General features: G+C 63.4%; 23 protein-coding genes and 2 pseudogenes. 12 read left to right on the forward strand and 13 right to left on the reverse strand.

Annotation, left to right across the window (positions count from 1 at the left end; genetic code table 11):
- The first annotated feature begins 100 nt into the window (after window positions 1–100).
- Window positions 101–328, forward strand: coding sequence for a helix-turn-helix domain-containing protein (locus tag M0208_RS05235; RefSeq protein ID WP_258890675.1), 228 nt, complete (start codon window positions 101–103; stop codon window positions 326–328).
- A 166-nt stretch (window positions 329–494) separates the two neighbouring features.
- On the opposite strand, the gene M0208_RS05240 is transcribed toward M0208_RS05235, so the two are convergent.
- Window positions 495–1,337 carry a DUF932 domain-containing protein gene (locus M0208_RS05240; RefSeq protein ID WP_258890676.1) on the reverse strand — a complete coding sequence of 281 codons (843 nt, stop codon included), beginning with the start codon at window positions 1,335–1,337 and terminating at the stop codon, window positions 495–497.
- A gap of 744 nt (window positions 1,338–2,081) precedes the next feature.
- On the opposite strand from M0208_RS05240, the gene M0208_RS05245 reads away from it, so the two are divergent.
- On the forward strand, window positions 2,082–2,750 hold the full coding sequence (locus M0208_RS05245) for a hypothetical protein (protein WP_258890677.1): 669 nt from the start codon (window positions 2,082–2,084) through the stop codon (window positions 2,748–2,750).
- Window positions 2,751–2,838: 88 nt separating this feature from the next.
- Here the strand turns inward: M0208_RS05245 and M0208_RS05250 are convergent, their stop codons facing one another.
- Entirely contained in the window at window positions 2,839–3,498 is a 660-nt protein-coding gene (locus M0208_RS05250) for a TetR/AcrR family transcriptional regulator (protein ID WP_258890678.1), read from the reverse strand.
- Between the two features lie 151 nt (window positions 3,499–3,649).
- On the opposite strand from M0208_RS05250, the gene M0208_RS05255 reads away from it, so the two are divergent.
- Together M0208_RS05255 and M0208_RS05260 are read left to right on the forward strand one after the other, a co-directional pair.
- On the forward strand, window positions 3,650–4,936 hold the full coding sequence (locus tag M0208_RS05255) for a hypothetical protein (protein WP_258890679.1): 1,287 nt from the start codon (window positions 3,650–3,652) through the stop codon (window positions 4,934–4,936).
- A gap of 3 nt (window positions 4,937–4,939) precedes the next feature.
- Window positions 4,940–5,677, forward strand: a complete 738-nt coding sequence (locus M0208_RS05260; RefSeq protein WP_258890680.1) for a hypothetical protein — start codon at window positions 4,940–4,942, stop codon at window positions 5,675–5,677.
- Here the strand turns inward: M0208_RS05260 and M0208_RS05265 are convergent.
- Entirely contained in the window at window positions 5,674–5,922 is a 249-nt protein-coding gene (locus tag M0208_RS05265) for a hypothetical protein (protein ID WP_258890681.1), read from the reverse strand. The genes M0208_RS05260 and M0208_RS05265 overlap by 4 nt on opposite strands.
- Window positions 5,923–6,008: 86 nt before the next feature.
- Between M0208_RS05265 and M0208_RS05270 the strand changes: the two genes are divergently transcribed.
- Together M0208_RS05270 and M0208_RS05275 are read left to right on the forward strand one after the other, a co-directional pair.
- On the forward strand, window positions 6,009–6,953 hold the full coding sequence (locus M0208_RS05270; RefSeq protein WP_258890682.1) for a hypothetical protein: 945 nt from the start codon (window positions 6,009–6,011) through the stop codon (window positions 6,951–6,953).
- Between the two features lie 221 nt (window positions 6,954–7,174).
- The gene (locus M0208_RS05275) at window positions 7,175–7,837 is read left to right on the forward strand and encodes a cation transporter (RefSeq protein ID WP_258890683.1); all 663 of its coding nucleotides are present in this window, start codon (window positions 7,175–7,177) and stop codon (window positions 7,835–7,837) included.
- 39 nt (window positions 7,838–7,876) lie between these two features.
- Here the strand turns inward: M0208_RS05275 and M0208_RS05280 are convergent.
- A pseudogene (locus M0208_RS05280) lies at window positions 7,877–8,143 on the reverse strand (efflux RND transporter permease subunit); the annotation flags it as partial.
- A gap of 26 nt (window positions 8,144–8,169) precedes the next feature.
- Here M0208_RS05280 and M0208_RS05285 point away from each other — a divergent pair.
- Complete coding sequence (locus M0208_RS05285; protein WP_408988079.1) at window positions 8,170–8,604, forward strand: MerR family transcriptional regulator; 435 nt, start codon at window positions 8,170–8,172, stop codon at window positions 8,602–8,604.
- A gap of 124 nt (window positions 8,605–8,728) precedes the next feature.
- Here M0208_RS05285 and M0208_RS05290 read toward each other — a convergent pair whose 3' ends face one another.
- Window positions 8,729–9,049: a DUF736 domain-containing protein gene (locus M0208_RS05290; protein WP_258890685.1), complete on the reverse strand. Its 321-nt coding sequence runs from the start codon at window positions 9,047–9,049 to the stop codon at window positions 8,729–8,731.
- A 44-nt stretch (window positions 9,050–9,093) separates the two neighbouring features.
- Here M0208_RS05290 and M0208_RS05295 point away from each other — a divergent pair, with 44 nt between their 5' ends.
- Entirely contained in the window at window positions 9,094–9,396 is a 303-nt protein-coding gene (locus tag M0208_RS05295) for a hypothetical protein (protein ID WP_258890686.1), read from the forward strand.
- Window positions 9,397–9,517: 121 nt separating this feature from the next.
- A complete protein-coding gene (locus M0208_RS05300; protein ID WP_258890687.1) occupies window positions 9,518–9,841 on the forward strand; it encodes a YnfA family protein in 324 nt (107 codons plus the stop codon).
- Window positions 9,842–9,983: 142 nt separating this feature from the next.
- Here the strand turns inward: M0208_RS05300 and M0208_RS05305 are convergent, their stop codons facing one another.
- Window positions 9,984–12,050, reverse strand: a complete 2,067-nt coding sequence (locus M0208_RS05305) for a ParB/Srx family N-terminal domain-containing protein (protein ID WP_258890688.1) — start codon at window positions 12,048–12,050, stop codon at window positions 9,984–9,986.
- Between the two features lie 848 nt (window positions 12,051–12,898).
- Between M0208_RS05305 and M0208_RS05310 the strand changes: the two are divergent.
- A pseudogene (locus M0208_RS05310) lies at window positions 12,899–14,098 on the forward strand (DNA cytosine methyltransferase); the annotation flags it as partial.
- Between the two features lie 9 nt (window positions 14,099–14,107).
- Here the strand turns inward: M0208_RS05310 and M0208_RS05315 are convergent.
- Both M0208_RS05315 and M0208_RS05320 read right to left on the reverse strand, forming a co-directional pair.
- Window positions 14,108–15,061 carry a response regulator gene (locus M0208_RS05315; RefSeq protein ID WP_258890689.1) on the reverse strand — a complete coding sequence of 318 codons (954 nt, stop codon included), beginning with the start codon at window positions 15,059–15,061 and terminating at the stop codon, window positions 14,108–14,110.
- Entirely contained in the window at window positions 15,058–17,388 is a 2,331-nt protein-coding gene (locus M0208_RS05320) for a sensor histidine kinase (RefSeq protein ID WP_258890690.1), read from the reverse strand. The genes M0208_RS05315 and M0208_RS05320 overlap by 4 nt, the downstream gene beginning before the upstream one ends.
- Before the next feature lie 142 nt (window positions 17,389–17,530).
- On the opposite strand from M0208_RS05320, the gene M0208_RS05325 reads away from it, so the two are divergent.
- Complete coding sequence (locus M0208_RS05325; protein WP_258890691.1) at window positions 17,531–17,986, forward strand: very short patch repair endonuclease; 456 nt, start codon at window positions 17,531–17,533, stop codon at window positions 17,984–17,986.
- 234 nt (window positions 17,987–18,220) lie between these two features.
- Here M0208_RS05325 and M0208_RS05330 read toward each other — a convergent pair whose 3' ends face one another.
- A complete protein-coding gene (locus tag M0208_RS05330; RefSeq protein ID WP_258890692.1) occupies window positions 18,221–19,048 on the reverse strand; it encodes an acyl-CoA thioesterase II in 828 nt (275 codons plus the stop codon).
- Between the two features lie 104 nt (window positions 19,049–19,152).
- Here M0208_RS05330 and M0208_RS05335 point away from each other — a divergent pair, with 104 nt between their 5' ends.
- Window positions 19,153–20,016 carry a lysophospholipase gene (locus M0208_RS05335; RefSeq protein ID WP_258890693.1) on the forward strand — a complete coding sequence of 288 codons (864 nt, stop codon included), beginning with the start codon at window positions 19,153–19,155 and terminating at the stop codon, window positions 20,014–20,016.
- 128 nt (window positions 20,017–20,144) lie between these two features.
- Here the strand turns inward: M0208_RS05335 and paoC are convergent, their stop codons facing one another.
- The 4 genes from paoC to M0208_RS05355 all read right to left on the reverse strand — a co-directional run bounded on the left by paoC (window position 20,145) and on the right by M0208_RS05355 (window position 25,079).
- Window positions 20,145–22,349 (reverse strand): aldehyde oxidoreductase molybdenum-binding subunit PaoC, encoded by a 2,205-nt coding sequence (gene paoC, locus M0208_RS05340; RefSeq protein WP_258890694.1) that lies wholly within the window; start codon window positions 22,347–22,349, stop codon window positions 20,145–20,147.
- Window positions 22,346–23,293: a xanthine dehydrogenase family protein subunit M gene (locus M0208_RS05345; RefSeq protein ID WP_258890695.1), complete on the reverse strand. Its 948-nt coding sequence runs from the start codon at window positions 23,291–23,293 to the stop codon at window positions 22,346–22,348. Before M0208_RS05345 ends, paoC begins: the two co-directional genes overlap by 4 nt.
- Window positions 23,290–23,928, reverse strand: coding sequence for an aldehyde dehydrogenase iron-sulfur subunit PaoA (gene paoA / locus M0208_RS05350; RefSeq protein WP_258890696.1), 639 nt, complete (start codon window positions 23,926–23,928; stop codon window positions 23,290–23,292). Before paoA ends, M0208_RS05345 begins: the two co-directional genes overlap by 4 nt.
- Before the next feature lie 92 nt (window positions 23,929–24,020).
- Complete coding sequence (locus M0208_RS05355) at window positions 24,021–25,079, reverse strand: phytase (protein ID WP_258890697.1); 1,059 nt, start codon at window positions 25,077–25,079, stop codon at window positions 24,021–24,023.
- Between the last annotated feature and the right edge of the window lie 43 nt (window positions 25,080–25,122).

Genomic DNA, 25,122 nt, shown 5'->3' on the forward strand with positions numbered 1-25,122 from the left:
CATCGTTCGATGCACCTTTGACAGCGACGGATGACAGTGCGCGGTCGATACACCTTATATGGGATAAACCGTATCGGATGTATCGTCCAGCCTCGCGCGTATGGACATGCGCCGCCTTGTGGGGATGAACTTCGCCCGATTGAGAAAGGAGAAGGGCTTCACCCAGGAGCGTTTTGCCGAGCTATCGGGATATACACAGCAATATGTGAGTGATCTGGAGCGCGGCAAGCGTAATCCGAGCGTGGTGACGCTGTTCCATCTGGCGTCCCCGCTTGGCGCCACGCCGGCTGATCTTGTCGCCAACGCTGATGAAGCCGACCCTGACTGATCTTCAAAGTTCCTAAGCGCGAGCCGGGCGTCAGCCCGGCGAGCGCGAATCCAGCGGCGGCCGCGCGGACCTTGGGACGCGCGGCCGCCGCGATCTGTGAGTCGGTGAGTTCGGTGTCGGGTCGGCAGTTCCGCAGGGCCGGGAAGCCCGGCCCTGCGGCGGCGGCTCACGCCGCCTTCAAGCGGTGCATTCCCTCGGCAAGCGTCCAGAGCGCACGGTTGAGCGTCACGTTCTGGTCGATGCCGTTGATCGCGCGGGTCTGGCTGCGGCGGATGCGGCCTTCGGCGTTGCGCTTGCGCCCCTGCAACCCGCCCCGAACGACATTCTCCTGAATCACGTTGAACGTCGTCCAGAGGCTACGCCCAACATCCTGGCGGCGGCGCGGCTCGATGATCTGCTCGGGACGGAGCGGGCTTTCGTCCTCGCCGTAGCGGGCGACCAAGCTGACCTCGGCGAGCAAACGCTGCTCATCTTGGGAAAGCTGCACGTCCTTCATGGTCTCGCTCGCGTCGATCAGGCGCGGGAAGTCCTCCGCGACGGTATAAACGCCGTCGATAATCTCATGCTGGATGTTGCCCTTGTGCGAAACGCGGACCTCCTCGAACCGCTCCCCCGCGATCATGCTGTTGGTGCAAACGAAGCGCAGCATCCCGGCGAACATCTGATAGGCGCTGGTCCCGTCGTGGCTGTTGACGATGATGACCTCGGCGGCCTCCGGCTTGCCGATCCCATCATCCCGGCGCAGGCGCAGCATGTGCTTGGCGTGGCCGTGGCGGCTGCCGTCGCGAGGGACGGATTGGACGGCAAAGAACGGGAACCATCCTTCCCGGCGCAGCCCCTCCACAATGTCGATGGTCGGCACATAGACATACCGCTCGGAACGGCTGTCGTGTGCCTCGCGGGCGAAGATGGACGGGACGTGTCGATAGAGCGCCTCATTGTCGAGCACCTCGCGCCCGCTGATCTGGTGGGCGTTGCGGCCGAACCGGGTGGCAAGCTGGTAGTGCATTTTGGCCTCCTTGGGCTTGGGTTTCGCGCAGCGAAGCGCCGCGCTGAAACCCTGCCCGTCGGCGAGACCGGGGGTGCAACCGGAGTGGGCGGCTTCGCGGGGAACCGGCTGCACGGAGCGCAGCGGAGGAAGCTGGGCGGAAGCCGCTCCGAAGGGCGCTGGGGGCGGAGCCCCAAGCACCGCGGCGCGCCAGCCCACACGGTCGGCGCGTCGGACAAATGCGCGGCTGCCTAACCGGCAGCTCCCGCAAAGATCGGCCCGCCTCGCGTGCGACATATGGCGATCAGGTGACTAGCGCGCGCGCCTTAGAGCTGGACGCGTGAACACCTTATGCCGTCATGTTCTGCATCATCGCCGGCTGGCCATCTGGCTGAAAACGCGGGCGTAGCAGACTAGCAAGGGTGTTCTCAGAAAACTCGACGCGAGTTAGCCCGATTTCGGAGAAGCAAACAAGGGACGGTTTCGAGAGAGGAATGGCCGCTATCCGGCTGCTCGGTCCTATTGTGTCCACCATCCCCAGCAATCGTTCGTTCGCGGGAGAGTGGGCAAACGCCGAGCCTCGATCTCCCGCTGTCCGAGCGGTTGAGGCAGAGCGCAGGTCAACTCACGACCATGACCACCGCTCGCACGATGGTGTGCTTCCTTCAGGAGCGCGATTGATCGCGAACTACCCGACTCATAGGATAGCGGAATCGCCCAGATCGAAGATGCGTCTGCCGACCAGAAAAACTCCAGGAGGATTGAATGACTAAGATGAGCCTGCTGCGCTTGCGCTTCAGCAACATCCTTTGGGCGCTGACGCTTTCCGCCGTCGCGGGCTGTAATCAGGAACCGCGCAATGAGGTGATTGCAAATCAGGTTAATCCGAATGCGCCGATGGAAAATGGAGATGCGTCCGAGCCGATTGACGCCAAGAATGCCGCTGAACTACCGAACGGCGCGGCGACTGTCGCTAGGGATCGCCGCGCTGCCAACGTGAAGTTGTCGGTCGACGGTGACGGATTGCGGCTGGTTGACGCCAGTACCGGCGCGACTCGAGCCTTGTCGTTCGGGCTTGGAAAAAGCGATGTCCTTGCTGTTCTCGAGCCCCTCCGCGGCGAAGCGGCGAAAGGTCGAAATGCCGACTGCGGAGCAGACTATGCGAACTGGGCCGACGGCCTCGGACTCACGTTCCGCAACGATAAATTTGCAGGGTGGTCGCTGGATGGACGCGCCAAGGGCTCGATCACGACCATGGCCGGTGTCGGGCCGGGTGCAAGTCGATCGACACTCGACGCCTATGATTACAAAATCACCCGATCGAGTCTCGGAAGCGAATTCAGCGCCGGGCCACTCAACGGCTTACTCGACTCTGACAAGCCAGCGGCGATCATCACTAACCTCTGGTCAGGGGAGGTGTGTCTCGCCCGTTAGCCAGCTCCATCCAAAACGAGGGAGGGGCAACGCCTATCCCCATCGAAGCTCGGTTTAGAATCGTCATCAATAGCATCGATTAAAGCATTCAGCCGAAGGCGCGCATAAACCGATCAACGCAGTCTTCGACATGCGTCCGGATACGCCCATCGTCGGGTTGTCCGGTCCAGCCGGCCAAGGTCGCCAACGCTTCGATGCTGCGGAGCATTCCTATGAACTGGCAGGCCGCGCGATCCGGTTCGTCGATCCGCGCGACGCCGTGCTGCGAAGCAGATGCCAAACGCTCCGACAGTCGGGCCATGACGGCTTTCGGGCCGGAATCGACGAACGCCTTGGCCAACCCAGGAAACAGGCGCGCCTGAGTGTCGATCAGTCGGTTGAAGGACCGAGTCTCGGCGTCGGATAGAAAGGCAAGCAAAGACAAACCGAAAGCGGTGAGATCGGCGGCCATTCGGGTCACGCTATCTGCGTTTTCGTTGACATCGGCCAGAGAGAGATTGGTCAGCGATTGCGAAAGCAGCGCTGCCTGTCTCTGCACGACGGCCGTGAATAGCGCCTCCTTATCGTTGAAGTGACTGTAGATCGTCATCCGCGCCACGCCGGCTTGTTCGGCCACGGCTTCCATCGAGACAGCCTCGAACCCCTTGACAAAAAACATGGCTTTGGCGGCGCTCAGGATCGCCATGCGCTTCTTGGCGTCTTTCGGTCGCCCCCTCGGCGACCGCTCATTCAAGATGGCATCAGGCATTCTTTTCAATGTTCCGTCATATACTAGACTTATAAGTCCAGTATATGATATCGCAGATTGGCGTGCTTGGTAATTCGCGTCGATCGAGAGCCAAGGCTGAAGGACGTTTTCGTCGACAATTCACCGTTCGTTCAAATCGGAGAAAGCGGAAATGAACCACGTCAAGCGCCGCACCGTTCTCGCGGGGGCCATCGGTACGGTTGCATCGTTCGGAGCGATCGCGGCGACTGCGAAATCAAAAAAGGCTGGAATCGTGCAAAAAACTGGTTCGATCGGCTCCGTTTCCCGAATAGCCTTTGGTCCGAACAACACGCTCTTTGTTGCCGATTGGGTCAACTCGAAGGTCCACGCGCTTAGCGTAGCGAGCGCTGCGCCCGCGACGGGCGCTTCGTTCAATATCGACGATCTCGACACACCGCTCCGGAACGCATTCGGCGATGAATCCTTCGTGCTGGAAGATATGACCGCTCGCGCGGGCAGCTCCGAAGTGTACGTCGCGCTGTCGCTGGGGCCAAAGAAAATGCCGGGCATCGTTGCCGTCACGGCGGACGGAAAAGTGCGTCCGCTCGATCTTGCCGCACTCAAATCAACGAGCGCCGCGCTCGATGCGTCGCCTTCCAAAGAATTGACCTTCTGGGGAAAAATTCCGGGTCGGAGCTTCACGGTGACCGACATGGTTTGGCGTAACGGCAAGCTGTATCTCGCTGGCCTGTCGAACCAGGATTTTGCTTCGACGCTACGCATTCTTCCATACCCGTTCGATGCAAAGGCCGAGATGATCTCGGTAGAGATGTACCACACCGTTCATAATCAAATGGAGACGCGTGCGCCGATCCGCGCGATGACTTTCGCCGACCTCGGCGGATCGCCTTATCTAGTCGCCGCCTATCTTTGCACGCCGCTCGTCACGATCCCGCTCGAAGCACTCAAAGACGGCGCCCATGTAAAAGGGAAGACGATCGCCGAGATGGGCTATGCCGGCATTCCGGTGAACCTGATTAATTATAGCGCCTTCAATTTTCAGACGCAGAAGCCGGAAAGCTATCTGATGGTCGCGAATCTCTTTCGCGAGTCGAGCATCGTACCAATGTCTTCCGTTGGGGAGGCTAATGCCGGACCGGGTCATTCAGCACCAACCCCGTTTGGTGAAATCGCCGGCGTGAAGCATATCGGTGCCGCGACTGCCGGCGTGATCCGAATCGCTGATCAGGATCAGAAATTCCTTGTGGCTTTGCGACGCGATCTGGCCACCGGTAAAGCCCAGCTCGTATCGATCAATAAGACTCTGGTTTTTCGCCTCTCCGATTTCGACGTGTCGGAATATCTGTTTCCGGACTACGCCTATTCCGATCCAAACCAAGTTAAAAACACCTTGCCGATGCAGAACATGCTCAAGGTGGACGAGGGCTATCCTGACCTTATTCGCAAGCCTGGATAAAGAATGAGAACCGGCAGTCAGACGATGACCGGCGTGCGTGACCCTGCTGGTCGGATGTCCGTGGTCCGGCCAGCGGCCGTCTATCCCTCCGGGCCAACTCTGCCCGAACGGGTGTTGCGGATTACCATTGTCTTCGCGCAGCCGCCGGAAGCGATGACCGTTGCCGACGCACTGCTGTACGACCGGACGGGAACGCCGATTGCAGGAGCCTTCCTGCAACAGGATTTGTGGTCACCCGATGGCCAGGTGCTGACCTTGCTCCTTGATCCCGCGCGCGTAAAATCCGGTCTGATCGCGAACCGCGATCAAGGTTTTGCCCTGATCCCGGGAGAGCGGGTCGATCTTGCGTTCGGCGGCGAAACGCTCAAATCATGGACGGTTGTCGTTGGAGGATGCCAAGCGCCCGAGCCTGCTCGCTGGCGAATAATGGCCCTGCGATCGGCGACGCGCGACCCGCTGCGGGTTGCGCTCGACACGAGAATGGATTTTCACGCCCGCAATTTGATCGCGGTAGTTGACGCATGGGGCTTGCGGGTTCCAGGCACCGCCGAACTTACGATCGAGGAGACTGAATGGAGGTTCACGCCGGACAGGCTGTGGCGCCGTGGACGATATCATCTACGTGTTCACCCAAACGCCGAGACTCCCTGCGGCGACACCATCGCGGGTGGTTTTGAACAAACACCGGACGACGAGGTAGCACCGGCTTCTCAGGTCGATCCCAGCTTTACAATCCGCTAGACTTCTTCTTTCTTCATCGCCGGATAACCCCTGATGGTTATTGGGTATTCTCTATTTTGATCGAGCATCGCACCGCCTCGCGGGCTTTTATCGCCGCCTTGCTGCACCCCTTGATCGCCTCGCAGTTCGCCGCCACAATCTCGTCGCCGGCGATGATCGCCCGCCAGCTCTGCAAGGCGACAATGGTCTCCGCGCGTTGTTGAAATGAGCAAAGGCGAAATCGAGATGCGAACCTCGTCGATCAAGCCGGTATCGGGGGACGGCGCTCCTCACGCGAAATTCTAACCTGGGCCGCTCTCGGGACGGTGTTAACAAATAGTGCGAGGAAAACATGATGACGGAACGCTGTCGGCCATCAGTCGCCTTAATATTGGTCTTTGCTCTCGCGGGATGCGGTTCGTCTTCGAACGACGTCAGCGCTGATGCCGCTTCGCCGGAGCGCGGCAATCAGGCGGCGTCGCCCTCGCCATCCGGTGCCGGTGCGGCCGGGCCGGACGCCAGCTCGAACGCGACTGCCGGCACCAATGCCGCTGGCGTTTCGCTGCCCCGCGCGAAGCCCGCGCCAAGCGCGCTGTTTAACGCGGCCTACCAGCGCGTCGAGGACCAATGGGAACCGGTCCTCTTCCTCTGCGATGGCGTGGGCGGTGATCGGATCAAGATGGTGACGACACCGAACGCCAAGGGCCTGTCGACGCTGTGGACCTATCGCAAGCCAGATTTCCGCACGACACGCGAGACGGTGCGACTCGGCGACGACGATCCGGGCGCGGGGCAGATCATGCGCGCAATCGAGCGACCGGACGGAAGCGCGTTCGGATCCGTCCACTCGATCAATCCTGGTATGCTGGGCGATGCGGACACGACCACCTTGCCGACGCTCAGCGGCATCACCGACAAGGCGGAGTCCACCCAATGTCGCTGGGAGCCGCGGGGGCGTGTTCTGCTGGTCGACGGCAAGCGATCGGTGCTGGTGATCGCGGACGAAGGTGGCAGCTACACCTATCGCAGTTTCGATTATGCCAAGCCGGGCAAGATAGTCGATGTGGGCGGGGGCGCAACGAGCGCCCCGTCGACAGTGGTTCATGGTGGCCGGCTCGTCCCCGCCGACCCTGGCCATGAGGTCTATGAGTTTCGGAAAGCCCCTTGGACCTACCGGGTCAGCGCCTCGGCCGATAACACCGCGCCGGGTGCCCGTCTGACGGTGCTGCGCGACGGAAAACCCGTGCAGACGAGTGTTGCCGCCGCCTATCAGATGGCCGCCAAGCGGATCGAATAGGCCGAAATGCGCTTGGTCCGACTTGCGCTTGCCTGTCTGCTTGTCGGCGGGTGCTCACCCGAACCGACCGATTCCGAAAAAACTTGACCGTCCGTGCCGCTGCGATCTCGGGTCTGTTCCAATACAACGAGCTGGTCGTTTCAAGGTCCAAAACTGCTGCACCTTTAAGCTCGGCGCGGTAGTCGCTCCGAACAAATAAGGCACCGACTCCATCGGGCATGATGTGTCTGGGCCTGCTGCGCGCAACGATCGCGCACCCGCTCGCTGGTAAGGACGTGAACATGGACCAAGATGCTGCAATCTTTACATCCGGCTTACGCCCGGTGGTTCGTCTCGTCGCACTCCTGAACCTCGCCTATTTCGGTATCGAGTTCGCGGTCGCTACTGCGATCGGATCGGTGTCGCTGTTCGCTGACTCGGTCGATTTCCTAGAGGATGCCTCTGTCAATCTCCTGATCCTCGCCGCCCTCGGGTGGTCGGCCCGGAATCGCGCCCGCGTCGGCATGGGGCTGGCGCTGATCCTGCTCGTGCCGGGCCTTGCGACGATCTGGACCGCATGGGCGAAGTTCAATGTGCCCATTGCTCCCGATCCTTTGCCCCTCTCCCTCGCCGGGCTAGGCGCGCTCGCCGTCAACCTGACGTGTGCCTTCATGCTCGCTCGCTTCCGTCATCATAGCGGAAGCCTGACGCGGGCGGCGTTCCTATCGGCGCGCAACGACGCACTCGCCAACGTGGGGATTATCGCGGCCGGCATCGTCACCGCGACGCTATGGCGCTCGGCTTGGCCCGATCTGATCGTCGGGCTTGCCATTGCGCTGATGAACGCAGACGCGGCACGGGAAGTATGGGAAGCCGCGCGCAAGGAACACCGCGCCTCAACATAATCGCCAACGATAAGCTAATGGGCGGGTAATCACTGCCTTCTACGGCAAAAGCGCCGCGCGTGCCGGTTCAACGTTCCCGCCTTCTTGAGCGGACACTGCGGGCAGCTCGCGGCGGCCGAACCGCGCATAGAGCGTCGGCAACACGAACAAGGTCAGTAGCGTCGCCGATATGAGACCGCCGATCACGACGGTCGCGAGCGGCTTCTGGACCTCGGCCCCCGCGCCATGCCTCAGCGCCATCGGCAAGAATCCCAGCGACGCGACCAGCGCCGTCATCACAACGGGTCGGAGCCGCTGCAATGCACCCTGTGGTCGCTAGAGGGTCAAGCGCCGTGGTTGAGAAACTGACGATCGGGAAACTGGCGAGTGCGACCGGCACCAAGGTCGAAACGATCCGCTATTACGAACAAATTGGGCTGCTACCCGCACCGACGCGCTCGGCCGCCAATTACCGGACCTATGAACAAGAACATCTGCGGTGCTTGTCCTTCATCCGTCGTGCCCGCGATCTTGGCTTCTCGATCGACCAGGTGCGCGAGCTGATGGGACTGGCCGATCGGCGCGATCAATCCCGCATGGCCGTGGACGTGATTGCGAACCAGCAACGCGACGCCATTGCGCGCAAGATCGCGAATCTGACAGCACTCGCGAGCGAGCTGGATGCCATAATCGACTCCTGCTCGCGGAATACCGTGGCTGATTGCCGCATTATCAAGGCGCTCGCACCATCTCTTGAAACCCCTTCTGCGTCCAAGCCGAACAGCTAGAAGCCGCCATCTACATTGCAGTCTGCCAGCGCGACGCCGAGCCATTGCCGATGCTCGATCAGCTAATCGGCGCTGCGCAGCAGAACGAACGCCCCGCCGGTGAAGGCGGGGCGTCGCGATCCGGTCAGCGCTTCTTGGCCGGGGCGGGCCGCGACCAGATCAGCGCGTATTCGCCGACTGTCTCGGTCTCGACCAGCATCGCGTAGACCGGAGATGAGAAGCTCGGATCGTCCAGCTTGACCGACACATAGTCGCGCTGTTCGCGGCTCGTCTTCTTCCAGCCCGCGCCGAACTCGAAGGTGCCGACGGTGACGCGATAGTCGGGCGCCTTGTCGCTGTCCTTGTCGATCGGGCGGATGGTCGTCTTGAGGTTGAGGAAGGCAGTCTTGATGGTGCCGGTGAAGTTGCCGTTGGCGGCGAGGGTGAAGGTGCCGATGATCGCCATGTCGAAGTTCCTTTCGTTCTCGGGCCACGACCACCGCGGCCTCGATGGCGATCGGTGAAGCGGGGACGATCGGACGCGCACCGCTCGCGGCCGGAACGCAGTGGAGGACGGCGGCGCGCGGCTTTTTTGCTTCGCGATGCAAAGCCGAAGGCGGCGGAAAAAAGCCGCGCGCTGCCGTTGCGCCAGGCCGGTTTGAGGCGAAGCTGGCCCCGGTTAGACCAAGCCAATCGAGAGGCCGCGTGGTGGCGCGCGAGGAAGGACAGCGACATAGATGCAGCATCGACGCCACGGCCGGCAACGGCAGGTTCTTCCATCGGCGCATCCTGCCGGGCGCAACGGCGAGCTAACGCCAGAGATTGACGGACAGCGCCAAGGCGATGACGCGGAGCATAGTTGGCCTGACGGTGTCGGTGCGACGGGAAGTGTCGATGCCTGCGGGGCTGGCCGACACAGAGGAGGTCTAGCTGGATGACGACGCCGTTCGGCTATGTCGCCGCTGCGGTCGCGGAGATCACCGGGTGTTTCGCGTTCTGGGCGTGGCTCCGGTCCGGCAAGTCGATGATCTGGATCGTGCCGGGCCTCACCTCGCTGGCGGCGTTCGCGTGTCTGCTGACGCTGGTGGACAGCGCAGCGGCGGGCCGTGCCTACGCCGCCTATGGCGGCGTATATGTCGCGCCGCTGATCGGGCTGTGGTCGGTCGAGAGGCCGCGCGCCGATCGCTGGGATGCAATTGGCGCCGCGGTCTGCCTGCTCGGCGCGAACGTGATCCTGATCGGGCTGCGCCCCGCCTGACCCTTTCGCGCGAGCCGGGCCGTGGCCCGGCGAGCGCGCCGTTTCGCTCCATGACGATCGGCCGCGCGCCGTCCGGGCGCGCGGCCGATTTATGTCGGGGTGAAGGAACCGGGGCCGCTCGCGCGACCCCGGCCCGATGCCGTTACTCGGCGGCAACCGCGTAAGACACCTCGCCGTCTTCCGCTTTGGAAGGGGGTGCCTCCGCGTCGGACGGCTGCACCTCGGCTCCCGTGCCCTCGGTTTCCACCACCTCGGCCTGCTCCGGCCCCGGCGTCCGCAGCGCGGCGGGAAGCCAGCCGGTTCCGGCCAGAAGCTGCTCGGCAGCCTCCGCCATATCCGGCTTCTTCATATCCGCGATGCGGCGGGCGGCATCCTCGGACACGCCTTCGGTCACAGCCTCTACGATATGCGCCTTGGTGACGCGGCCAAGGTAGCTGTCCACCGTCGGCGTCCAGTCCTTCGCCACGTCCAGCGCCAACGCGGTCGCCAGCCGGTCGGCGGTCTGCAACGCCCTTGCCTTGCGGTCCCACGGCAGCCGCAGCGCATTGACGGTGCGGGAAGCGCAATGCGCGAGCAACGCCGTCCGCCGCTCTTCGTCCAGCCCGACGACGAAGCCCCACAGGTCCGCCACGTCACGCGGCATCCGCTCGGCCCACGCCTCATGCGCCTCGCTCGCCCGCGCCGCCAGCGCCGTGTCGTCGATCCCGTCCGCATGACTCCCCAAGGGGGTCACGGTCGGGCGAACCTCAAGGCAACCGGCTTCCGCGTAGCTGTAGAACAGTTGCGCCGTCAGCGTGTGGGTCAGGGCAATCATAGCCAGGTCGGGCCGCTCGCCAAGCGCCACACGCAAGGCCAGCGTTCGGTAGGCGGACAGGTCGCGGGTGAGGCTGTCGGAAATAGGCTTGCCCGGTTCCTCGTCCTCCTCCCCGATCTCCTGCACGTCCTCGTCGCCCTCCTCGGGCTGCTCGTCCTCGCCGGTCATTACATCGCCCTCGGCTCCCGGCTCGGGCTGCGGGTCCGCCAGCGCCTCGTCCCCGGGCCGAACGAACCCACGCTCGATCCGCGCCGCACCGTCGTGATTGAGGATGACGAACACGCCGCCGTTGGCGATCACCAACGGGTCGTAGGCGGAACGCTTGGCGCTGATGGCATCAATCTCGGCGTCCAGCGCCGCGACCTTAGCCGCCACGTCCTCGGGCATTTCGTCCAGCGAGTCGTAGCCCTCGACAAGCTGGTCATACTCGACCGACGCCGCCTCAAACCGCGCCTCGTCTTCATCGGACAGCGCGACCGGCTGCGGGTAGAAGCGCCGGAAGCCGTAGGCGTGGGGATAGTCGATATGCGCCTCGGCCCATTTCCAGCCCTCGCCCTTCACCTCGCCCGCGATCTCGCGCAACTTCTCCACGGCGAGCATATCGAGCAAGCCCGCATCCTCGAAGAACCCGCCGCTATCGTCGCTGAACAGGTCGCGGATGATGGTGCCGCCCGCCTCGACATACGCGTCGATGCCGACAAACGCCGCGCGGCGATCACTGGCGGGGACGTTGCCCGCCGTCATGTCCCGGCGGATGATCCACGGTTCGCGGTTGTAATGCAGGTTCTCGAACACCTGCTCCTGCCGGGCGTGGTCCTCGGCGATGGCGAACGCCATAAGCTGATCGAGCGTCAGGCCGTTCTCACGATAGACCTGCAACAGCTTGGGCGAAACCGCGCCAAGGCGAAGCCGCTGCTTCACCACATTGACCGACACGCCGAACCGCGCGCCGATCTCCTCCGCGCCCCAACCCTTGTTCTCGGACAACTCGCGGAACCGCTCGAACTGGTCTGCCGGGTGCATCGCCTCGCGGGTGACGTTCTCGTCCAGGCTGATCTCCGCCGGGTCGTTCTCGGTGTCGAGATAGCAGCGGACCGGCTGCGTTTTCTTGATCTGCTTGCGCTTGGCGCGAAGCAACTGCGCCAGCCTGCGGCCCTCGCCAGCGGTAACGAGATAGCAGCCGGTCGGGCTGCCGTCCTCGCGGACCTCCGGCTCGATCACAAGGTTCTGGATCATGCCCTTGTGCTGGATGCTCCCCGCCAGCGCCTCGATGGTCGCCTCGCTGTGCGGCACCTTGCGCGCGTTCTTGGGGGACTTTTTAAGCTTGTTCAGCGGCACGAAGATTTCGACGCCCGACACAGGCTCAACGGCTGCGGTTTGAATGGCAGCGTTCATCACACTTCTCCTTCTAAAACCACACACCCCCCGGAATGGGGTGGGCGGCGAAAGAGCGACCGGCAGGCCCGCCGACGGAGCCGGGCAGCACCCAAAGGGCCGGAACGAAGTGGAGGACGGGCAACGCCCGTTGCGGCCCGGCGCGGCGGGCCTAAAGGAAGCGACCGCCCACCCCAATGACGGGGAGTGCAACGACCAGACGCGATCGGGACGGCGCAGCCCTGGCCCGATCTCCGCAGCTTACAAGGACAGCGAACCCGCTGGACGGGTTCACCGATCAATGCGCCGAAGGCGCCTCAACGAACAACGGCGCTCTCGCAACGGCGCGACGCGGCGGACGGCGTGGCGGCGAGCCGAGCGGAGACCAAGGGTGTTGCGCCGCAGACGCAGCCCCGCCGGTCGCAGCGAGCGCGAGACCGCCGCCCGTCCGTAAGGAGAGAGGCGAGAGCGCCAGCGGGTCAGCACGAAAACGCCGCGCCCTCAGGAGCGCGCAGCGCGGGAAAGAGCGCGTCCTTAGAGCCCCCCGCTCATTTTCCGGCCGCCTGCTCCCCTTGCGCCAGCGATCGTCACCGATAGGCTGAGACGCCGCAGGCGGCTCGGTGGAGCAAGCCCGCGCAGACGGGATTGCGGAGTAGAGCGCGGTGCGGGCTTGCCCGCAGGTGCCAACTCCACCAAGCATTAATTCGAAAGCCATATTTCGCGTGTCGGGCGAGACGATTGCAAGTCCGCCGAACCAACGCGGGGCGCAAGGGAGAACGCCCGAAAAGGCGTGTTACCGACATGCAACACGAAAAATAAAACTTGACTCGATAGCACCCCCTCCTGGACGCCGGGTGTCCAGGCCGCCTATGCGGCGAAAAAGGGGTCTGGATCGAGTGACAACTGCAACCTTCATCGACCTATTTGCAGGATGTGGAGGCTTGTCACTTGGACTCAATCATGCGGGCTGGACATCTAGGTTCGCGGTAGAGGCTCATCCTGATGCCTTCGCTACCTACAAGTCGAACCTTCTCCACGGTCAAGGCACAATTCACGACTGGCCCGACTGGCTACCTCAGCAGCCGTGGGCAGCACAGGAGGTCTTGACCCGTTTCTCGACGCAGCTTTCGAGCCTCAGCGGACACGTCGACCTGATCGCAGGGGGGCCGCCGTGCCAAGGCTTCAGCATGAACGGCCTCCGAAGGCCCGATGATCCACGAAGCCAGATGGTCGATGTCTACCTCCGCTATGTCGAGGCCGTGCGGCCACGCTTGGTTCTATTGGAAAACGTCGTGGGCTTCCAGTCAATGAAGCACCGCACGGGCGGGACGTACAGTGAGTTTGCCCGGCGCCAGCTGGAATCGTTGGGCTACCAGACATGGGCAGAAATCCTGCGCGCGTCGGATTGGGGCGTGCCCCAGCGCCGTCCCCGGTTTGTGTTGATCGCTGCGCCACGAGGAAGCCTGCCGGGGATAGACCCGATGGAGCGGCTGCGCGTCGCACGAAAGGCTTTCCTCGCGAAGCGCGGGCTAGGTCCGGGGCATACGAGCGCACTCGATGCGATTTCCGACCTTGACGAAGGCGGCACGGAAACAGCGCCCGACGCTGAATGGGGCCACTTGGGTTTCAAGTCACTTCGCCGTTCGGTTGATGCGCTCTCGCCTTATCAACGGCTCATGAGGGAAGATGCTCCGCTTGCCCCAAGCGACCTGCGCCTGCCCCGGCACAGCGCCGTTGCAACGAGCCGCATGCGGGACATCCTTGATAGTTGCGAACGGGGAGTGTGCCTACGGCCGAGCGATCGCGAGCGACTGGGCATCCGCAAGCGATCGACTACTCCGCTCGACCCGGCGGCTACATCCCCGACAATTAGCACGCTGCCTGACGACCTCATCCACTACGCCCAACCTCGCGCCATGACCGTGCGCGAACACGCACGGCTGCAATCATTCCCGGATTGGTTTTCGTTCAAGGGGCCATACACGACGGGCGGGAGTCGCAGAAAGGACGCTTGCCCACGGTTCACGCAGGTCGGCAACGCAGTGCCGCCGTTGTTGGCGGAAGCGCTCGGCGAGACCCTACGCGGTCTCTTGGCGGTCCAATGTGGTGACGAGGGCGGTCATCTCGCGAAGGGCGTCGATGTGAGCAGCAAAGTCGCGGCGGATATCAGCGAAGTCGTTGATGCTGATCTCGTTGCTGCCTTGTAAAACCCAACCGGTATCGCCTTTGACCTCCATGACGTGCCCAAGCACGTTGCGTCGGCCCAAGACCTTTGGATCATAGTTGGCGCTGGCCTTTCGGAGCTCACGCAATCGCTCGACTCCCTGATCATCTAGCCCGAAGGCGGCGCCTGCGCCGGCGACTATCTTGGTCAGTCGCCGAAAGTGCATGAAAAGCTTTGCGCTATCGACCGCGCGGGTGGCCATCCGTTCTGGCAGGCCGACCTTCTGCGCTCGCTCATACTTGCCCTTGGTCTCATCCAAGTCTTTCAGGACATTGGCGTCTAGATCGTCAATTTTGCTGGCGCAGTCGTCGTGGCGGGCGTTCATCGAAATCACTGCCGCTTTCATGATGTCATCGCATTCGGCCACGACCCTCATGGCGAGGCCACGCATCCCAGAGAGCCGGTTGAGTGCCTGAGCCGTTTGGTCAATCAGCTCGCCGGCACGGCGAATAAAATTGTCGCGGACGCTGCAATAGACACCCTCGACATTCTTGTCGGCGATCAAGCGCCGGAGCTCCGCATCCCCGGCACTTCCCGAATAGAAAAGGATCGTCGTCGATGGGAAGAGCGACCGCACCTTAGGCGCGAGGTCGTCACCGTTTTCATCCTTCAGCCGGTAGTCAAGTAGGATGAGGTCATAGCGATGGAAGAGTTGGTTCTCGCGCGCGTGTGCCTCGATGTCCGCGCCGTTCGGTATCGTGGCAATCCGCGCAATAAACCCTGCTTCCTGAACTCGACGCCTAAGCTCAGCTTCCTCTTGGGCGCTATAGGAATCCTCGATCCAGAGGATACCAAGATCAAGGTTCATTCTTTGCTCCCCGGCATTACAATCTCAAAATCGGCGCGCGTGCCGTCCCCTACGAGCTGGATCGAGCCATCCATGCTATCGAGAATCTGCCGGACGCTATAGAGGCCCAAACCGGTTCCCGCGCTTGAACCTGTATATCCGCGCTCGAAAATTTTTGACGGATCGATGCGGCGTGGGTCGATGCCTACGCCGTCGTCGGTCACTTTGATGACGATGGCGTTCTGGCCTTTTTTCGAAACTTTGAACTCGACCTTGCTGGCCTTTGCCTTGCGGGCATTGTCCATGAGATTGTCGACAAAGACCGCCATATCGACGGGTGAGAACTCGCGCTCGAGCGTGAGGTCGGGCGATGACGTGAACGTGGCGCTCGGCATTCCGGGAACGCCAGCGAGGCGGACATCGAAATATTCGGCCAGGAATCGAAGAATGTCCCCGTTGACCTTGTCGGTTTCAAGGTCGACGCGGATGTTTGGGGCGAACGACAAAACCGTTCGAAGACGGTCGCCTGATAGGCTCGCGCCCGCGATCGACGCGGAGACCCTGCGCGCAGACTGGCGGATGCTCGCGAGCAAGTCTTCAAAATCGTCCGCATCGTGCAATCCTTCGGGCATAACGGCGGCGTCGAGGACATTCCGGGCCTCGAAGGCCGCGTTGGCGATTGCGGATCGAACGTGTCCAAGGTGGATGGTCGCTTGGTGCATTAAGAGCTGGATACGCTCAACGTCCACGTCCTGACTGCTGCCAAGGAAGGCTGCCTGTTGTTCAAGCGCCGCAATCCTCGCATCGGCACGAGCGCGCTCCTCCATCGCCTGCGACGCGACCGCAACAGCTTCCGCGCGCGATGCCTTTAGCTCCGCGATCCTGCGCCGTGCGTCCTCGACTTGCCCGAGAAGCGAAGCATCCCCCCGGCTTTCGGCGAGGTGTGACATTGCCTTGAGAGCGTCGTCCGTGATCTGATCCGGATCGTCAGCGACCCGGACAATTTCGTCATCGTAGTAGACGACCTCGATGTCCTTGTACCTAGCAAGCGAGCCCACGATGCCGAGGATACGCTCCCGCGCCAGATCGGTCTCGAGACCTTCCGGCGTATCACGATCCTGATCGCGCTTGTCCTGCCAGTTTACGCCGACGACATAACGCTCCAGGCGAAAAATCATGTGGCGTCGAATGGCTTCGTAAAGCGCGCGAGAACGCGCGTCTTCGACCAACCCGGCGTCACGGCTGGAAACCTCGCGGAACATCTTTGGCCGGGCGGTTACGTCGACCCGTCCAATGATGTCGCGAGTGCCCAAGTATCTCGACTGCCCCTGCTGCTTCCTGCGGTTCAGTCCGAGCGTGTCATCGAACTCGTCGCCGATCGGTGAAATACGAAAGCCATTAAGGAACAAGAATACGCTACCGAACTCCACCGAGCGTAGGCCCATGCGCGACGTGAATGTATGCTTCGCCGAGCGGTTTAGGAAATAGATTTGCCCGTCGACACGCGCACCCTCCAATTCATCGTATGGCGAAGTCTCGCGTATTGCGTATATCTTGCGACCGCGGTCGAAGAGTGTCGTGTCGATCTTGCCGTTTTCAATTGAGACGTCGATGCGGCTGGTCTTTTCACGGAGAACATCGGCGATCTCGTTGCCAACCGGCCCATCGACCCCCTCGATCATCTCGTCAGTTCCGTCGAGGAACCAAGTCGAGACTGGGACATGACTCGTCGTCCCGAAGGGATCGATAAGCTTGGCTAGGTCCCGGCGCAGCCGGCTTACCGTCGATGTGTCCCAATCCTGCCGGGTGTCTTTGATTACCAACACTGTCCCGTGATCACCGGGGGGTTTGGCATTCGCAATCCCGGGAAATCGCGTAGCGGTCCCTAGCTGGACGCCCACGGTCTGGAATTCCTCCGTGCTGTCGTGCTCGAAGAGCGTCCAGTCGATGTCCAATTTGACGATCGACTTGGCACCATCTGCTCGGCTGTAAAGCGAGAGATGTTCGCCAAGCGTGTCGCACGCGAAGCGCCCAATCCCTTTGCTACCCGCGTACTGACCCGCTGGCCTGATCTTGTCCCTATAGTCGTCAGCGCTGGCCAACGCTTTTTCTGAATAGGCGACAAACAGCCACTTGCCGCGAATATCAGCCGCGGACATTCCACGACCATCGTCGACGATCGTTATCGACCGCTCATCGGGATCAAACTCGATATCTACCCTTGTTGCTCCGGCGTCGAACGAGTTTTTGACGAGTTCGAATATCGCGACGAACTCGTTGGTCACCAGATCGCGACCGATGATGTCCTTGAGGTGTGAGCTAACCCGGAAAGATTCTTGCGTTGTCATCTGGCAGCGCACCTTAGCCACAGGCGCGCGCGAGACAATGGTGAGTCGAGAGCGAGGTCTCCGGCATTCGCTATCAGACACTCGACCCGCACGATTTGATGCCTATCTGAGCTTGCAAAGCTAGCCAGGCCGGAGCTCGGATTTGACAGATTTCATGACAGCAGAGGAGCGCTCGATCCGGATGTCGCGCATCAGGTCACGCGACACTAAGCCAGAAATCGTGCTACGGCGCACGCTCCACCGCCTCGGCCTGCGATTTCGATTGGGAGGCGCCGATCTTCCAGGCCGCCCGGATATGGTGTTCCCGAAGCACCGGGCGGCGGTCTTCGTGCATGGGTGCTTCTGGCACCGGCATGACGGGTGCCGCGTGGCGTCCACGCCAAAATCCAATGCCGAATTCTGGGCAAGGAAATTCGAGCGCAATGTCGCCCGCGACCAGAAGGCTACCGGCGACCTCAAAGCACTCGGCTGGAAGGTGGTCGTGGCCTGGGAGTGCGAGCTAGGCTCAAAAGAGCGATTGGCCTTGACGACGGAAAGGGTAAAGCGGGAAATTACCGCTTACGCGAAGGCGATGGCCGTGCCCCGTCCGGTGAGCTGATGACCAACGCGATCTCGCCTTCACGCCGAAGATCAGGCTTAATCCGTCAATCAAATTACCGATGCTCGCCCGATGCATCTGTTTCCGCAATGTCGCGTCGCAGACCGCCACTTGTACGACGGTTGGTGATTGCTGGGTGATTGCCACCGACCAGACGGAGCCGTGAGGAGTGATATTTTTGCTTTACATATCAGTAACTTAAACAATGTTGGCAGTCGAGGTGTGGTATTTCACCTACGTCCGGCGCTGATCCTCCACGAAGCGGACGATCATCGACTGGCTACCGACCCCCATCAGCGTGCCGTCTTCAGCGAACAGCCGCACGTCGCCATGCGCGAAGCCGCGCGCGGCGGCGTCGATCACCACGTCGCACAACACCCAGCGCGTCGCCACGACCCGTAGCACGCGCAGATTGTTGTCGATGCTGTTGCCGCCGCCCGGCCGCCCGAACGCCGCCGCCACCGCGGACGGAACGTAATCGGCGAAGATCGCCAGCATCGCCGCGTCCACCGTCACGTCATCAGTTGCACGCATCCACATCCGCATCCGCCCGTCGACGCTCGGCGTCCCGTCGCGCGGCACCGCGCCGTAGCGGCCGGGGAGCATTCGCACCTCCAGCCGATCGTTCATCGACGCGCCGCCATCCTGCTTCGGCCACAGCGACCAAGGCGCGCATTCGTCGGGCGGCGGCATGTCGGGCGTAGGGGTCCATTGCGCCTCGGGCTGGCCGGGCCGGTCGCCGAGCGCGGCGTTGACGGTCAGGATCGTGTTGCCGCTCTCGGCCAGCGTGACGCCGACCTGGCTGACGTTGCGCCCCGCCTGCACCACGCTGACGCCGACATCCAGCGACTGGCCTTCGCGCGCATACGACAGGAATTGCGCGCTCGCCCACACGATCCCCCGCCCGGTCGCGCGTTCGGCGGCGAGCACCCCCGCGGCCAGCCCCGCGCCGCCGAACAGGAAAACGTTGCCCGGCGGGCCGACGCAGATGCGGTTCGTGACGGGGAGGCGAAAACGGTGCGGATCGTCGGTCGGCTCGACGCCGAGAAAGGTCTGGCTCATGCCCGCCCTTCCCATCCGGTCGCGCAGTCTGTCGAGCGGAAAACGAGGCTATCGACCGTTTCTCATACGCGATCTAGGCTGTCGCAAAAGGCCGGGAGAGAGACATGAGCGATATCGTCGAACACGCCGTCGCGATCGATTCCACGCAAGCAGCGCGATGCTGGACCGCAGGCACACCGCGCGGTGTGCTGGTCGTCGCGCACGGCATGGGCGAGCACGGGGCGCGGTACCGCGAACCGCTGACCCCGCTGATCGCGGACGGCTGGGCGGTTTATTCGATCGATCACCGCGGGCACGGGGCAGCCGCGCTGGCCGACGGCACCCAAGGTGATTTCGGTTCGGGCGGGTTCCCGGGCGTGGTCGCGGACCTACGCGTGCTGGTCGGTGCTGCGCGCGAGGCGCATCCGGGGCTGCCGCTGGTGCTGCTCGGCCATTCGATGGGGTCGATGATCGCGCAGGCCTATGTCGTCGATCACGGCGACACGCTCGACGGGCTGGTGCTGTCGGGCGCGGTCGCGGTCGATCATGTGCCGCCGCCGGTCGACGATCCGGATGCGATCGCGGCGATGCTCAATTCACCCTTCGCGCCCGCGCGCACCGCGTTCGACTGGCTGTCGCGCGACGATGGTGCGGTCGACGAATATGTCGCCGACCCCCTGTGCGGCTTCTCGCTCACGCCCGGATCGCTCGAAACGATCCGCGCCGAGGCAGGAAGGTTGTCTGATGAGGTCGATCGCATCCCAAAGACGCTGCCGATCTACATCTTTTCCGGCGATCACGATCCGCTGCACTGCGTCCTGCATGGCTGGCAGCCGCTGGTCGACCGCTATCGCGCGGCCGGGCTGAACGTGGAGGACCGGCTTTATCCCGACGGCCGCCACGAGATGCTGAACGAGGTCAATCGCGATGAGGTGGTGGCCGACTTACGCGACTGGCTGGGGCGGTACTACTTTTCCCGTTCGCCCTGAGTGGCGGCTGAGCTTGTCGAAGACGCGTATCGAAGGACAAGCGTCCGGGCGTGTCCTTCGATACGGGCCTTCGCCTTCGCTCAGTCCCTACTCAGGACGAACGGGTAAAGATGATCGTATCGCCCGCCTCAAGCCACCGTCAGCGCAGGCAATTTCCCGATGATCTTGTCGATCGTCAGCGGATAATCGCGCACCCGCACCCCGCACGCATTGTACACCGCATTCGCCACCGCCGCGCCGACGCCGCAGATGCCGAGTTCGCCGACACCCTTGGCCTTCATCGGGGAGGATTTGTCGTCCACCTCGTCCATAAAGAACACGTCCTGATGCGGGATGTCGGCGTGGACCGGCACTTCGTATCCGGCAAGGTCATGGTTGACGAAGAAGCCAAAGCGCTTGTCGACCACCGCATCCTCCATCAGTGCGGCGCCGACGCCCATCGTCATCGCGCCGATCACCTGGCTGCGCGCCGATTTCGGATTCAGAATCCGTCCCGCCGCGAACGCGCCCGACATACGGCGCACGCGCACCTCGCCGGTCATCGCATGGACGCCGACCTCGACGAAATGCGCGCCGAAGGTCGATTGCGCATAGGTCTTCCCCAGATCGCCGAACTCGATCGCATCCTCCGCCGACAGTCCGGCGGCGTCGGTCAGCGGCTTGCTCTTGTTGCCCGATTTGACCCGGCCGTCCTCGAACACTGCAGTTTCGGGATCGTAACCGAACTGCGTCGCGACGCGCTTTCGCAAATCCATGCACGCGGCATAGACACCCGCGGTCGAACTGTTCGCGCCCCACTGTCCGCCCGACCCTGCCGATACCGGAAAGCTTGAATCGCCCAGCAGCACGACGACCTTGTCGATTTCCACGCCCATCATCTCGGCCGCGGTTTGCGCGATGACCGTGTAGCTGCCGGTGCCGATATCGGTCATGTCGGTCGCGACGGTGACCACGCCTTTCTTGTCGATCCCGACGCGCGCGGCGGATTTCATCGTGATGTTGTCGCGGAACGCCGCCGCCACGCCCATCCCGACCAGCCATTGACCGTCGCGCGTCTGGCCAGGCTTGGCGTTGCGCGCGGACCAGCCGAACCGCTCCGCGCCCGTCCGCAGGCAGCCGATCAGGTCGCGCTGAGAGAATTTGCGCTCCGGTTTCTCGGGATCGACCTGCGTATCGTTGATGATGCGCAGTTCGATCGGGTCCATCCCCAACTTTTCCGCCAGTTCATCCATCGCGACTTCCAGCGCTAGCAGCCCGACCGCCTCGCCCGGCGCGCGCATCGCATTGCCCTCGGGCAGATCAAGCACCGCCAGCCGTAGCGCGGTCATGCGGTTTTCCCCGGCATACAATAGCCGCGTCTGCAGCACCGCCGCCTCCGGTCCGCCGCCCGCCAGATCGCCCGACCAGCTTTCGTGCCCGATCGCGGTGATCCTGCCGCTTTTGTCCGCGCCGATCCGCACGCGCTGAATCGTCGCCGGGCGGTGCGTGGTGTTGTTCATCACCTGCGGCCGCGCCAGCACGACCTTTACCGGCCGTCCACCGATCGCCCGGCTGCCGAGCGACGCCATCACCGCGTCAGACCTGATCCACAGTTTCGCACCGAACCCGCCGCCGAGATACGGCGAATGGACGCGGATCTTTTCCTTCGGCAAGCCGAACGTCTTGACCAGATCGCGCACCGCCCAGGCGATCATCTGGTTCGATGTCCACAAAGTCAGGCCGTCATTGGTCCACGCCGCGGTCGTCGCGTGCGGCTCCATCATCGAATGGCTCTGGTCGGGGGTGGTGTAGGTCTGGTCGACCTTCACCGCGGCCTTCGCAAACGCTCCCGCGAAATCGCCAACCGAACTTTCTGCCGGCGCCTGCGTAGACGGTGCGATCGGCGCGCCGGCCTTCGCCGCCTTCAGGTCGAACGCGCCCTTGCCGCGCGCATAATCGACGCGGACCAGCTTCGCGGCGGCGCGCGCCTGTTCGAACGTCTCGGCGACGACCACCGCGACCGCCTGATCGAAATGCTGCACCTCCGGCCCGGCGAGATAGCGCGCAGGGCCGTCGTCGCTCTTGCCGAGCTTGCCCGCATCGGTGTGGGTCACGACCGCCAGCACGCCCGGCGCGGCCTTCGCCTCCGTGGTGTCGATCGCATTGATCTTGCCCGTCGCGATCGCACTGCCGACGATCACGCCGTACGCCGCGTTCGGCGCGACGTCGTTGCGTTCATACGCGTAAGGCGCGGTGCCGGTGGTCTTCAGCGGCCCGTCGATGCGGTCGATCGGCTTGCCAATCACGCGCATCCGGTCGATCGGGTTCTGCCCTGCGGGCTGGTCGAACTTCATGCGCGGGACTCCTCGATCACGCTGGCGATGGTGCGTTCGACGAGCGCGACCTTATACGCATTGTCTGTCGTTGGCTTGGCCCCGGCGAGCAGCGCCGCGGCGGTCGCCTTTGCGCCCTCGGGCAGCCGCGCCTCGGCGCTCTCGACGCGCCACGGCTTGTGCGCGACGCCGCCGATCGCGAGCCTACCGCGCCCGGCTTCGATCACCGCGGCGACCGATACGAGCGCGAAGGCGTAGGACGCGCGGTCGCGCACCTTGCGGTAGATGTGCGTCCCGCCGATCGGCTTGGGCAGCGTCACCGCGGTGATGACCTCCCCCGCCGCCAGCGTCGTGTCGGTCTGCGGCGTCGTACCGGGCAGGCGATGGAAATCGGCGATCGGGATCGAGCGTGTCGATCCGCTCCATGTCACCGTTTCCACCGTCGCGTCGAGCACGCGCATCGCCACCGCCATGTCGCTGGGATGTGTCGCAATGCACGACGTGCTACCGCCGACGATCGCCAGCCCCTTGCTGAACCCGCCAATCGCCGCGCAGCCGCTGCCCGGTGCGCGCTTGTTGCAGGCCTGCGTCGTATCGTAGAAATACGGGCAGCGCGTCCGCTGGAGCAAATTGCCCGCGGTCGTCGCCTTGTTGCGCAACTGCCCCGACGCGCCCGCCAACAATGCGCGGCTCAGCACGCCGTAATCCTTCCGCACGCGCGCGTCGGCGGCGAGATCGGTGTTGCGCACCATCGCGCCGATCCGCAGCCCGCCGTCGGGTGTCGGTTCGATCTTGTCGAGCCCCGTCCCGTTCACGTCGATCAGATGCTGCGGCGTCTCGATCTGCAGCTTCATCAGGTCGAGCAGATTCGTGCCGCCTGCGATAAACTTCGCACCGGGCGTGCGCGATGCCAAGACCGCGGCGTCCTGCGCGCTTTTCGCACGCTCGTACGTAAACGCCTTCATGCCTTCACCCCCGCCACTTCGGACATTGCATCGACGATGTTGGAGTAAGCCCCGCAGCGGCAAATGTTGCCGCTCATCCGCTCGCGCATCTCCGCCGCGTTCATCGCAGGCGCGGAGACGATATCGCCGCTGACGTGGCTCGGGATGCCCGCCTTGATCTCGTCGAGCACCGCCACCGCCGAACAGATCTGCCCCGGCGTGCAGTATCCGCATTGGTATCCGTCATGCTTGACGAACGCGGCCTGCATCGGATGCAGCTTATCGGGCGTGCCAAGGCCCTCGATTGTGGTCACGTCGTCGCCGTCGTGCATCACCGCCAGCGTCAGGCACGAATTGATCCGCCGCCCGTCGACGATGACGGTGCACGCACCGCACTGGCCGTGGTCGCAGCCCTTCTTCGTGCCGGTCAGCTTCAAATTTTCGCGCAGCGCGTCGAGCAATGTCGTCCGCGTATCGACCTCGAGGCTCCGCGCCTTGCCGTTGACCTTCAGCGTCACTTTCATGGTTGTCACCGTTTCTGGCCGAGCGGCCGGGGTCTGTATCGCCACTGCGGGCGTCGCGGTCAGCGCGATAGTTGCCGCGCCGCCGCCCATCACTCCCCGTCGCGATACGCGGAAATCGCCTGCTTCGTTCATGCTGGAAAAGGCCTCCCAAGCCCTTCGCGCCTGATGGCGCGTCACAAGGGAAGACGCAGGCGGGGAGAATCAGTTCCAGTTGCGAATGAAGATCATTTACGTGCGATCGCGGCTTCCACCTGCCGCCAGTCGACCACCTTGAAGTTCTGCGCGTTCGGGGCGTTGTCGCCGTCCTGCGCGATCATCACGCCCGCCGGAAAATCGGGGCCGAAATCGCCGATCGCGACCTCGATCCCATCGGTTTCGCTCGTCGCGCCCAGCGTCCCCGCGCCGATCCGGAAGCGCCCGACGTACGCATCGGTCGCCAGATCATAAACCGCATAAGCGTTATCGCCCTGGCTCGACGCGACCAACCACTTGCCCGCCAGCGCCAGCCCCTCGACATCGGCGACCAGATTGCGCCCGTCGACCTTCGCGACGGGAATCGCGGTCGTCGGCCCATCGGCGCGCGCATCGAAGCGCCAGATGCCGGCGTCCTCCTCGGCCACGTACAGCCGTTGCGTCCGCGCATCGACGACACACCCTTCGGATTGTGTCGCCAGTTTCATCGTGCGCACGATCCGCCCCGCCGGTCGCGCGCCCGAAAGATCCAGCGCGACTTGGTTGATCGTCCCGTCCTTCAGCACCACGAACGCATCGACCCCGCCGCCGCGCGCGGCGAGGCAAATTCCATACGCCTCGCCCGCGCCCGCGCCGACCGTGCCGAGCGGCACCAACGTCGCCGCCGCGGTATCCAGCCGGAACAGCGCGACCTTCGCCGCCAGCACATCATTGCGGTCGGACGCCGCGACCAGCACCCCCGCCTCGCCCGCGATCTGGTCCGCGATCAGGTCGACGTTGTTCACCCGCCCCGCGTCGGCGAAGCTGCGCTGCTTGCCGGTCAGGTCATAGACGTTCAGCCCCGCCTTCTTGTCGGTGCCGACGATCAGGCTGCGCGCCGGATCGGCCCCGTTGCGCCAGATCGCGGGATCGTCCGCCGCATCGGCATTCGCGGTCGCCACCGCATCGGTCTCGCGCGACGCGGTCACGACCGGCGCCGGGCTGCGCGCGGCGATCGCCTCCCATGTCGGCGGCGCGGTCGCGCACCCACTCAAAACGACGGCCAGCGCCAGTGTCACACAGCTGACGCGGTTCGGTAGGGCGGGTGTCATCTTCGTCTCCCAACGGAAAACCTGCGCTCGCATCGGAATGCGA

It is taken from the genome of Sphingomonas sp. SUN019, assembly GCF_024758705.1.
Classification (GTDB): Bacteria; Pseudomonadota; Alphaproteobacteria; order Sphingomonadales; family Sphingomonadaceae; genus Sphingomonas.

Excerpts from the sequence above, each read along its gene's own strand:
- M0208_RS05235 (WP_258890675.1), top strand. The coding sequence starts at position 101 with ATGGACATGCGCCGCCTTGTGGGGATGAACTTCGCCCGATTGAGAAAG.
- M0208_RS05240 (WP_258890676.1), bottom strand. The coding sequence starts at position 1,337 with ATGCACTACCAGCTTGCCACCCGGTTCGGCCGCAACGCCCACCAGATC.
- M0208_RS05245 (WP_258890677.1), top strand. The coding sequence starts at position 2,082 with ATGACTAAGATGAGCCTGCTGCGCTTGCGCTTCAGCAACATCCTTTGG.
- M0208_RS05250 (WP_258890678.1), bottom strand. The coding sequence starts at position 3,498 with ATGCCTGATGCCATCTTGAATGAGCGGTCGCCGAGGGGGCGACCGAAA.
- M0208_RS05255 (WP_258890679.1), top strand. The coding sequence starts at position 3,650 with ATGAACCACGTCAAGCGCCGCACCGTTCTCGCGGGGGCCATCGGTACG.
- M0208_RS05260 (WP_258890680.1), top strand. The coding sequence starts at position 4,940 with ATGAGAACCGGCAGTCAGACGATGACCGGCGTGCGTGACCCTGCTGGT.
- M0208_RS05270 (WP_258890682.1), top strand. The coding sequence starts at position 6,009 with ATGATGACGGAACGCTGTCGGCCATCAGTCGCCTTAATATTGGTCTTT.
- M0208_RS05275 (WP_258890683.1), top strand. The coding sequence starts at position 7,175 with ATGTGTCTGGGCCTGCTGCGCGCAACGATCGCGCACCCGCTCGCTGGT.
- M0208_RS05290 (WP_258890685.1), bottom strand. The coding sequence starts at position 9,049 with ATGGCGATCATCGGCACCTTCACCCTCGCCGCCAACGGCAACTTCACC.
- M0208_RS05295 (WP_258890686.1), top strand. The coding sequence starts at position 9,094 with ATGGCGATCGGTGAAGCGGGGACGATCGGACGCGCACCGCTCGCGGCC.
- M0208_RS05300 (WP_258890687.1), top strand. The coding sequence starts at position 9,518 with ATGACGACGCCGTTCGGCTATGTCGCCGCTGCGGTCGCGGAGATCACC.
- M0208_RS05305 (WP_258890688.1), bottom strand. The coding sequence starts at position 12,050 with ATGAACGCTGCCATTCAAACCGCAGCCGTTGAGCCTGTGTCGGGCGTC.
- M0208_RS05315 (WP_258890689.1), bottom strand. The coding sequence starts at position 15,061 with ATGAACCTTGATCTTGGTATCCTCTGGATCGAGGATTCCTATAGCGCC.
- M0208_RS05320 (WP_258890690.1), bottom strand. The coding sequence starts at position 17,388 with ATGACAACGCAAGAATCTTTCCGGGTTAGCTCACACCTCAAGGACATC.
- M0208_RS05330 (WP_258890692.1), bottom strand. The coding sequence starts at position 19,048 with ATGAGCCAGACCTTTCTCGGCGTCGAGCCGACCGACGATCCGCACCGT.
- M0208_RS05335 (WP_258890693.1), top strand. The coding sequence starts at position 19,153 with ATGAGCGATATCGTCGAACACGCCGTCGCGATCGATTCCACGCAAGCA.
- paoC (WP_258890694.1), bottom strand. The coding sequence starts at position 22,349 with ATGAAGTTCGACCAGCCCGCAGGGCAGAACCCGATCGACCGGATGCGC.
- M0208_RS05345 (WP_258890695.1), bottom strand. The coding sequence starts at position 23,293 with ATGAAGGCGTTTACGTACGAGCGTGCGAAAAGCGCGCAGGACGCCGCG.
- paoA (WP_258890696.1), bottom strand. The coding sequence starts at position 23,928 with ATGAACGAAGCAGGCGATTTCCGCGTATCGCGACGGGGAGTGATGGGC.
- M0208_RS05355 (WP_258890697.1), bottom strand. The coding sequence starts at position 25,079 with ATGACACCCGCCCTACCGAACCGCGTCAGCTGTGTGACACTGGCGCTG.